The organism is Ralstonia sp. RL (assembly GCF_001683835.1).
Taxonomy (GTDB): domain Bacteria; phylum Pseudomonadota; class Gammaproteobacteria; order Burkholderiales; family Burkholderiaceae; genus Ralstonia; species Ralstonia mannitolilytica.
In genome coordinates this window covers 20,447-28,375 of record NZ_LWRX01000190.1, presented here as the reverse complement: position 1 = coordinate 28,375, position 7,929 = coordinate 20,447, and the positions used below count along the sequence as shown (strand labels likewise).

Annotated in this window: 9 protein-coding genes; 5 read left to right on the top strand and 4 right to left on the bottom strand. The window is 67.5% G+C overall.

From position 1 onward, the window contains the following. Positions 1–120: 120 nt before the first annotated feature. Positions 121–798 carry an orotate phosphoribosyltransferase gene (pyrE, locus tag A6M56_RS18335; protein WP_045785514.1) on the bottom strand — a complete coding sequence of 226 codons (678 nt, stop codon included), beginning with the start codon at positions 796–798 and terminating at the stop codon, positions 121–123. Between the two features lie 32 nt (positions 799–830). Between pyrE and A6M56_RS18330 the strand changes: the two genes are divergently transcribed. From A6M56_RS18330 to A6M56_RS18320, 3 genes are all read left to right on the top strand, one after another. Beyond that, positions 831–1,616, top strand: coding sequence for an exodeoxyribonuclease III (locus A6M56_RS18330; RefSeq protein ID WP_102080632.1), 786 nt, complete (start codon positions 831–833; stop codon positions 1,614–1,616). A 127-nt stretch (positions 1,617–1,743) separates the two neighbouring features. Beyond that, complete coding sequence (gene argC, locus A6M56_RS18325; protein WP_102080633.1) at positions 1,744–2,757, top strand: N-acetyl-gamma-glutamyl-phosphate reductase; 1,014 nt, start codon at positions 1,744–1,746, stop codon at positions 2,755–2,757. Between the two features lie 196 nt (positions 2,758–2,953). After that, positions 2,954–3,817, top strand: a complete 864-nt coding sequence (locus A6M56_RS18320; RefSeq protein ID WP_045785517.1) for an NAD(P)-dependent oxidoreductase — start codon at positions 2,954–2,956, stop codon at positions 3,815–3,817. A gap of 19 nt (positions 3,818–3,836) precedes the next feature. Here A6M56_RS18320 and A6M56_RS18315 read toward each other — a convergent pair whose 3' ends face one another. From A6M56_RS18315 to A6M56_RS18305, 3 genes are all read right to left on the bottom strand, one after another. Continuing rightward, complete coding sequence (locus A6M56_RS18315) at positions 3,837–4,784, bottom strand: LysR family transcriptional regulator (RefSeq protein WP_102080634.1); 948 nt, start codon at positions 4,782–4,784, stop codon at positions 3,837–3,839. A gap of 76 nt (positions 4,785–4,860) precedes the next feature. Further along, a complete protein-coding gene (locus A6M56_RS18310; RefSeq protein WP_045787732.1) occupies positions 4,861–5,616 on the bottom strand; it encodes a YdcF family protein in 756 nt (251 codons plus the stop codon). 111 nt (positions 5,617–5,727) lie between these two features. Further along, positions 5,728–6,240 carry a MarR family winged helix-turn-helix transcriptional regulator gene (locus A6M56_RS18305; protein WP_286758287.1) on the bottom strand — a complete coding sequence of 171 codons (513 nt, stop codon included), beginning with the start codon at positions 6,238–6,240 and terminating at the stop codon, positions 5,728–5,730. Positions 6,241–6,357: 117 nt separating this feature from the next. On the opposite strand from A6M56_RS18305, the gene A6M56_RS18300 reads away from it, so the two are divergent. Together A6M56_RS18300 and A6M56_RS18295 are read left to right on the top strand one after the other, a co-directional pair. Then, a complete protein-coding gene (locus tag A6M56_RS18300; RefSeq protein WP_045785520.1) occupies positions 6,358–6,945 on the top strand; it encodes a nitroreductase family protein in 588 nt (195 codons plus the stop codon). 77 nt (positions 6,946–7,022) lie between these two features. Further along, complete coding sequence (locus A6M56_RS18295) at positions 7,023–7,916, top strand: EamA family transporter (protein WP_102080962.1); 894 nt, start codon at positions 7,023–7,025, stop codon at positions 7,914–7,916. Positions 7,917–7,929: the final 13 nt, after the last annotated feature.

Here is a 7,929-nt window from a genome sequence, read left to right as displayed (position 1 = left end):
CTTTGGCAAGACAAAGAAAGTGAGTCGCCCCCGGCAGGGGGTGAAACAAGGGATGTACCAAAAAAAAAACAAAACCCCGGCGAACAACACCACCGGGGTTTTCTCGAACGCGAAGAAGAATCAGATAGCGCTAACGCCGTATTTGTCCCGGTAAGCCGCAGCCTTATCCCGATACCCCGCCAGCGCCGGGTCGCCGGCGCTATCCAGATACCCCAGCAAGTCATCCAGATTGGCAATCGACACAACCGGCATACCGTATTGAGCCTGCACATCCTGCACAGCAGAGCGCTCGCCGATATCCTGCGCATTGCCGCTGCGCTCCATCCGGTCCATGAGGATCAGCACGGCCGCAGGCGTGGCGCCCGCCGCGCGGATCAGCTCGACCGATTCGCGCACCGAGGTGCCGGCAGAGATCACGTCATCGACGATCACCACGCGCCCTTGCAGCTTGGCGCCGACGAGGCTGCCGCCCTCGCCGTGGTCCTTGGCTTCCTTGCGGTTGTACGCAAAGCCGACGTTGCGTCCGAGCCCGGCCAATGCCACGGCCGTGGCGCTTGCCAGGGTGATGCCCTTGTATGCCGGCCCGAACAGCATGTCGAACTCCACGCCCGAGTCGAGCAGGGTTTTCGCATAGAATTGCGCGACCTGGCCCAGCAGTGCGCCGTCAGCAAACTTGCCGGCGTTGAAGAAATAGGGCGACGTCCGCCCCGCCTTGGTCACGAATTCCCCGAACGACAGCACGCCGGCTTCCACCGCAAAGCGGATGAAGGATTGGCGCAACTCGCTGTTTTGGCTCATCTTTTTTCTCTGGTCCGCAAAAAAGTCCCGCCATGTTACGCATCATTTCCGCCAACCTCAACGGCGTTCGCTCCGCTGCCAGCAAGGGCTTTTTCGAGTGGATGGGCAAGCAGGACGCCGATTTCGTCTGCGTGCAGGAACTGAAATGCGCGCAAGACGACATGACGCCTGAATTCCTGGCGCCGCACGGTTACCACGGCGTGTTCCAGCACGCGGTGAAGAAGGGCTACAGCGGCGCGGGCATCTACACGCGCCACAAGCCCGACGAGGTCATCATCGGCTTCGATAACGGCGAGTTCGATGCGGAAGGCCGCTACGTCGAGGCCCGCTACGGCAAGCTGTCGATCATCTCGGTCTACGTGCCGTCGGGCTCCAGCGGCGAAGAGCGCCAGCAGGCCAAGTTCCGCTTCATGGACCTGTTCATGGAGCACCTCAAGGACCTGCGCCACGAAAAGGGCCGCGAGGTCGTGCTGTGCGGCGACGTCAACATCGTCCACAAGGAAATCGACATCAAGAACTGGAAGGGCAACCAGAAGAACTCCGGCTGCCTGCCCGAAGAGCGCGCGTGGCTGACCAAGCTGTTCGACGAGGTCGGCTATGTGGATGTGTTCCGAACGCTCGACCCGCGCCCCGAGCAGTACACCTGGTGGAGCAACCGCGGCCAGGCGTATGCAAAGAACGTCGGGTGGCGTATCGATTACCAGATCGCCACGCCGGGCATTGCCGCCACCGCGCGCCGCACGTCGATCTTCAAGGACATCAAGTTCAGCGACCACGCGCCGCTGACGATCGATTACGACACGAAGCCGCACTGGTAAGCGGCATCGAAGTCACTTCATAGCGCTGCCGCGGAAATGTCTTCGTCAGCCGCTACAATGCAAACCTCACGCGCCGGCACCGCTTGCCGGCGTTGTCTTTGGCCCCCAGTTTTTTAGCGAGATCACCATGGCATTCAAGGTTTTCGTCGACGGTCAGGAAGGCACCACCGGCCTTCGCCTGCTCGACTATCTGTCGCAGCGCGACGATATCGAGCTGCTGCGCATCGCCGAAGACAAGCGCAAGGATTCAGCCGAGCGCGCCAAATTCCTGAATGCCGCCGATGTTGCATTCCTCTGCCTGCCGGATGTCGCCTCGCGCGAGGCCGTCTCGCTGGTCAACAACCCGAACACCTGCATCATCGACGCCAGCACCGCGTTCCGCACGTCGGACGACTGGGTCTACGGCCTGCCCGAACTGGCCCAGGGCCAGCGCGAGCGCCTGCGCAACACCAAGCGCATCGCCGTGCCGGGCTGCCACGCCAGCGCGTTCGTGCTGCTGATGCGCCCGCTGGTGGATGCGGGCATCGTCCCGGCCGACTACCCGGTCACGGCGTTCTCGCTCACCGGCTACAGCGGCGGCGGCAAGGCCATGATCGCCGACTACCTGGCCGCCGATAACCCGAAGCTCGACAGCCCGCGCCCGTACGCGCTGGCCCTGGCGCACAAGCACCTGCCGGAGATGCGCGTGCAGAGCCGCCTGAGCCTCGCGCCGATCTTCACGCCGGTCGTCGGCAACTTCTTCAAGGGCCTGGCCGTGACGATCGGCCTGCATCCGCAGCACCTGGCGCGCAAGGTGAGCCCGACCGACATCGCCCGTGTGCTGGCCGATTACTACCAGGGCGAGCAGTTCATCCGCGTGGCGCCGGCCGACAACGTTGCGACGCTCGACAACGGCTTCTTCGATGTGCAGGGCGCCAACGACACCAACCGCGCCGACCTGTTCGTGTTCGGTTCGGACGAGCGCATGGTCGTCACCGCGCGTCTGGACAACCTGGGCAAGGGCGCGGCCGGCGCAGCAGTGCAATGCATGAACGTGCACCTGGGCGTGGACGAGGCGACGAGCCTGCATGTGGAAGCGCCGATTCCCGAGGAAGGCGCCGCCCATGCCGTGCGCGAGGCTGCGCCCGGCTTTGCGAGCTGATCGGCACGCGACCGAATCAACAGGAACGCGCCTTCGGGCGCGTTTTTCTTTGGGGCTTGCCTGCCGCGCTGATATCAGAGGAGGCAATGACCGCCATCTGCAATGACGATTGGATCGATCATTGCGGCACGCGCATCATGCCGGGCGACACGGGGCCAGCGCGGTCCCGACGCGTTTGCACACAGGAGAGAACCCCATGGCAGAGATTGCATTCCTGGGCCTGGGAGCGATGGGCTCCCGCATGGCGCTGAACCTCGTTCGCGCTGGCCACCACCTCACGGTGTGGAACCGTTCGCCCGAGGCTGCGTCCGCGCTGGCCGCCGCCGGCGCCAAGGTCGCGCAGACGCCGCGTGAGGCCGCTGCCGGCGCCGCCTTCGTGGTGACGATGCTGCGCGATGACGCGGCATCGCGCCAAGTCTGGCTGGCGCCCGAAACCGGCGCGCTGGCCGGCATGGCGGCGGGCACCGTTGCGATTGAAAGCTCCACGTTGTCGCCCGATTGGGTCAAGGCGCTGGGCGCGGCTGCGATGGACAAGGGCGTCAAGCTGCTCGAAGCGCCCGTGGCCGGTTCGCTGCCGCAGGCCGACGCCGCGCAGCTGATCTACCTCGTGGGCGGCGAGCCCGCCACGGCCGAGCTGGCGGAGCCGGTATTGAAGGCGATGGGAGCGGCCGTGCACCGGGTCGGCCCGCTCGGGGCCGGCGCGCTGGTCAAGCTCTCGACCAATGCGCTGCTCGGCGCCCAATTGGCCGTGTTGGCCGAGCTGATCGGGATGCTGAAGCGCTGCGGCGCCGATGCCGCGCAGGCGTTGCAGGCCGTTGCCGCCACGCCTGTGTGGAGCCCCGTGGCCACGCGCCTGACGGATTCCATGCTGGCGGGCAATTTCGCGCCGCAGTTTCCCGTCTCGCTGATCGAGAAGGATTTCGGCTATGCCGTGGACGCGGCGGGTTCAGCCGAGGCGGCGCCCGTGCTGGCAGCCGCGCGGGGCGTTTTCCGAGAAGCCATGTCGCGCGGGCTGGGCCAGGCCAACATGACCAGCGTCGTGCGCTTGTTCACCGCGTAATTGACGTGTTGTGCGCGCTTCAGGCGCGCTCGCGGACGCACACATCGGGCCGCGAGGGCGCGGCATCGGATGTGCCGCAGGTCTCGAACAGCAGCGTGCGCAGCCACCGATGGCCCGGGTGCAGGTGCGTGCGCGCATGCCAGGCGATGACCTTGGTGAAACCCGGGATCTCGATCGGCGGATCGAGCAGCGCCAGCCCGTCTGCCTCCGTCACCAGCCGGCGGGGCACCACGGCCACCAGGTCGGTCGCGCGCAGGACTTCGGGCAGGATCAGGAAGCTCGCCACCGAGAGCGACACGCGGCGCGCACGCCCGAGCCTGGCCAGTGCGTCGTCGGTGGCGCCCGTGAAATCGCCGCCGGCGTAGGAGACGAGCGCGTGGTCGAGTGCGCAGAAGCGGTCGAGAGGCAGCGTGCTGCCGTGCGCGTCGGGATGGTCGCGACGCAGCGCGCAGACGTAGCGCTCATCGAACAGGTGGCGCGCGTACAGGTCTGGCGGCGTGCGCTCGGGCGTGAGCAGGGCGAGGTCGACTTCGCCGCGCTCGAGCTGGGCCTTCGTCAGTGCGTACTCGGCCGGCCGCGCCGCCACGCGGATGCGCGGCGCGTGCTGGCTGAGCGCGCGCAGGAAGGGGACGACCACCGCGCGCAGCCCGTAGTCGGTGGCGGCGATGGAGACGGTGAGCTCCGCGGTCTGCGGATCGAACACGGACGGCTGAAGCAGCGCATCGATTTCGCTGAGGACTTGCTTGACGCGCCCGGTCAGTTCCAGCGCGCGCTGGGTGGGGACGACGCCGCGCTGCGTGCGCACGAACAGCGGGTCGCCAAAGCTCTCGCGCAGGCGCGTCAGCATGCCGCTCATGGCCGGCTGCGTGATCGCCAGCCGCGCCGCCGCGCGCGTGACGTTTCGCTCATCCAGCAAGGCATCGAGGGCCTTGAGCAGGTTCAGGTCGAGCGTTCTGATATCGCGCATGCTGATGTCGGGGGAAGAGCGGCGAGCCTTCTCTTATAGCGGCAGGGCGCCGTGGCGGCAAGGTGCGATCGGCGGCTCAGGCGTCGCCGGGGTGGATGCGCGCCGGGTTCCAGCCGAGGGCGTTGTAGACGTGATACCGCGCAATGCCGATCCACTCGTGCAGCGCGTAGTCCGTCAGCGTGAAGTTGTACGCGAGCGGCAGGGGCGACGCGGTGGCCTGCAGGTCATCGGCGCGCACCGGGATGGGCGTCATGCCGAAGTGCGCGAAATACAGCAGGCTGCGCCGCAGATGGATGGCAGACGACACGAGCACCGTGCGGTCCGGCGCGTATTCGCCAAGAACGGCGCGCGAGAACTGCGCGTTCTGCCACGTGTTCATGCTCTTCGGCTCCATGAGCACGTCGGCGCGGTCAACGCCGAGCGCGACCAGCTCCCGGCCGTAGACGGTGGCCTCGGGTTCGCCGTGGTGGCGCGCATCTCCGCCGCTGACGAGGATCTTGCAGTCGCCGTTTGACTTGCGGCAGGCCTGGTACAACTGCGCCGCTTCCACCACGCGCGGGTACGAGAACAGGCTCGGCTCGACCCGCCCGCCCACGCGGAACGTGCCCGCGCCGAGCAGCACGATGGCGTTGCGGGCGCCCCATTGAATGCGGGCTTCGTTCTCGAACGGCTTGTCGAGCGAGTCCAGCAGCCACGCAGGCACCGCGCCGCAGCCGACCGCCACGACCAGCACCGCCGATACCGCCGCCAAGCCACGCGCAGCCCGGCGGCGCCCACGCGCCGCACACACCGCTGCCACGATCACCAGCACACACAGGACAGCCAGGCTCACAAGTTCCTCCGCATCGGCACGCCACGCGCGTGCATGGAGCGTCATCGTAAAGAGGAATGGGCGGGCGTGCGACCCGTCTTCTTAAGGGGGGCGGCGCGCTTGCCGTGCCGATCAGCCGGCCGGGCCGCCGATCTTGGCCAGCAACTCGCGCAACATCGCGCGCTCGGCCGGGGTGAGCGCGGCCAGCATCCGCTCTTCCGTTGCCACGTGCGAGGCGACCAGGCCATCGACGAGCGCGAAGCCCTCGTCAGTCAGCACGATCTGCAGCCCGCGCCGATCTTCCGGGTCGGTCTTGCGGGCAATGAGGCCGCGCTTTTCCAGCCGGTCGAGCCGGTTCGTCATGGCGGAGGTGGACAGCATCATGTCCTTGGCCAACGCCGAGGGCGACAGCGCCCGGTCGCGGCCGTTGCGGCGCAGGGTGAGCAGCACGTCAAAGCCGGCCAGGTCCAGGTCGGCGCCGGCCACGTTCGCGACCACGCCCTGGCGCAGCCGCTCACCGGCGCGCCAGACTTCGCCGCAAACGGCCATCGGGCTCGCATCGATGTCGGGGCGCTCGCGCCGCCATTGCGCGAGGATGCCCTCCATCGGTCCCCCTTGTGGGGATGTGGGATCACCTTGACGCATTGAAGACCTCATCGTAGTATTTCGACATCAAATTACGTTATGTCGAGATGCTTGCAATCGTATCGGCTTTGCCGGTGCGATGCAATCGTCATCCCCCACCCCTATTGCGAGACCCTCATGACCGAACGACTTGCCGATCATCCGATCGATCCGCTGTTTCTGGCGCGCTGGTCACCCCGCGCCTACGACGCGCAGCCCATGCCGGAGGCCGATCTGCTGCGCATGCTCGAGGCGGCGCGCTGGGCGCCATCGGCCTACAACTATCAGCCGTGGCGGTTTCTCTACGCGCGGCGCGGCGATCCGGACTGGGCAACGTTCCTGAGCCTGCTCGTGCCGTTGAATGAAGACTGGGCGCGGCATGCGGCGGCGCTGGTCTTTGTGCTGTCCGACACGCTCATCCACCGCGATGACCCGGCGCAGGCGGTGCCCTCGCGCAGCCACAGCTTCGATGCCGGCGCCGCGTGGGCACAACTGGCGCTGCAGGCGGCCAGCCTCGGCTATCACGCGCGCGGCATGGCGGGCGTCGACTTCGACCGGGCCCGTGCCGCGCTGCGCGTGCCGGAGCGCTTCCGCATCGAAATCGGCGTCGCCATCGGCCGCCGCGGCGAGGTCGCGTCGTTGCCGGCCGCACTTCAGCCGCAGGAGCGGCCGACGCCGCGGCGACCGCTCAGCGAACTGGCATTCAGCGGACGGTTTCCGGACTGAATTTTGTAGCGCCTTTTATTTCGATATCAAATAACGTTACGTGGAGCTTCCTCGTGCCATTCAAACGCCTCACCGTGATGCTCATCACCGCCCTGGCGCCCGTGCTGTGGGGAACGACGTATCTCGTCTTCACCCAGACGCTCCCGGTCGGACACCCGCTTCTGGTGGGCGCGCTGCGTGCGCTGCCCGCTGGCGTGCTGCTGATGCTGCTCGGCGCGGGCCTGCCGCCGCGCGACAAGCTGCTGCGGTTGCTGGTGCTGGGGCTGGCCAACATCGGGCTGTTCTTTGCGCTCTTGTTCGTGGCGGCGCAGCGTCTGCCGGGCGGCGTGGCCGCGACGATCATGTCGGCGCAACCGCTTGTGGTGGCGCTGCTGGCCTGGCCGCTGCTCGCACGCAAGCCGCGCCCGGCGCAACTGGCTGCGGCGCTGGCTGGCTCAGTCGGCGTGGGGCTGCTGATTCTCGGGCCTGCGGCACGGCTGGATGCGGTGGGCGTAGGGGCTTCGTTGGCCGCCGCGCTGTCGATGGCGATGGGCACGGTGCTCATCGAGCGCTGGGGCCGCATCGGCACGCCGCTGGCGGTGGCGGCATGGCAGCTCGCATTGGGCGGGCTGGTGCTGCTGCCGGTGGCGCTGTTCGTGGAAGGCTTGCCGCCCGCGCTCACGGCGCGTAACGCGGTGGGCTTTGCGTACCTCATCGTCATCGGCACGGCGTTGGGCTACTGGCTGTGGGTGCGCGGTATCGGCGTGCTCGGCGCAGACGTGACGTTCCTGTCGCTGCTCAGCCCGCTGACGGCGACGGTGCTCGGCGCGCTCGTCCTGGGCGAATGGTTCAGCCCGATGCAGACGGGCGGCGCGGTGCTGATCCTGGGCGCGACGGTAGCGGGGATGGCGTTGTCGCGGCGGACGAAGGCGGCCGTACAAACAACAAGCCCCGCGAGGCCAGTAAAGGCTGCGGGGCTGGTAGAGCGGTGAAGCTGCGTGCGGT

Bases quoted from the DNA above. Each gene is read 5' to 3' on its own strand.
- A6M56_RS18300 (WP_045785520.1), top strand. From the start codon at position 6,358: ATGACCGAACGACTTGCCGATCATCCGATCGATCCGCTGTTTCTGGCG.
- A6M56_RS18305 (WP_286758287.1), bottom strand. From the start codon at position 6,240: ATGCGTCAAGGTGATCCCACATCCCCACAAGGGGGACCGATGGAGGGC.
- A6M56_RS18320 (WP_045785517.1), top strand. From the start codon at position 2,954: ATGGCAGAGATTGCATTCCTGGGCCTGGGAGCGATGGGCTCCCGCATG.
- A6M56_RS18330 (WP_102080632.1), top strand. From the start codon at position 831: ATGTTACGCATCATTTCCGCCAACCTCAACGGCGTTCGCTCCGCTGCC.
- argC (WP_102080633.1), top strand. From the start codon at position 1,744: ATGGCATTCAAGGTTTTCGTCGACGGTCAGGAAGGCACCACCGGCCTT.
- A6M56_RS18295 (WP_102080962.1), top strand. From the start codon at position 7,023: ATGCTCATCACCGCCCTGGCGCCCGTGCTGTGGGGAACGACGTATCTC.
- A6M56_RS18315 (WP_102080634.1), bottom strand. From the start codon at position 4,784: ATGCGCGATATCAGAACGCTCGACCTGAACCTGCTCAAGGCCCTCGAT.
- pyrE (WP_045785514.1), bottom strand. From the start codon at position 798: ATGAGCCAAAACAGCGAGTTGCGCCAATCCTTCATCCGCTTTGCGGTG.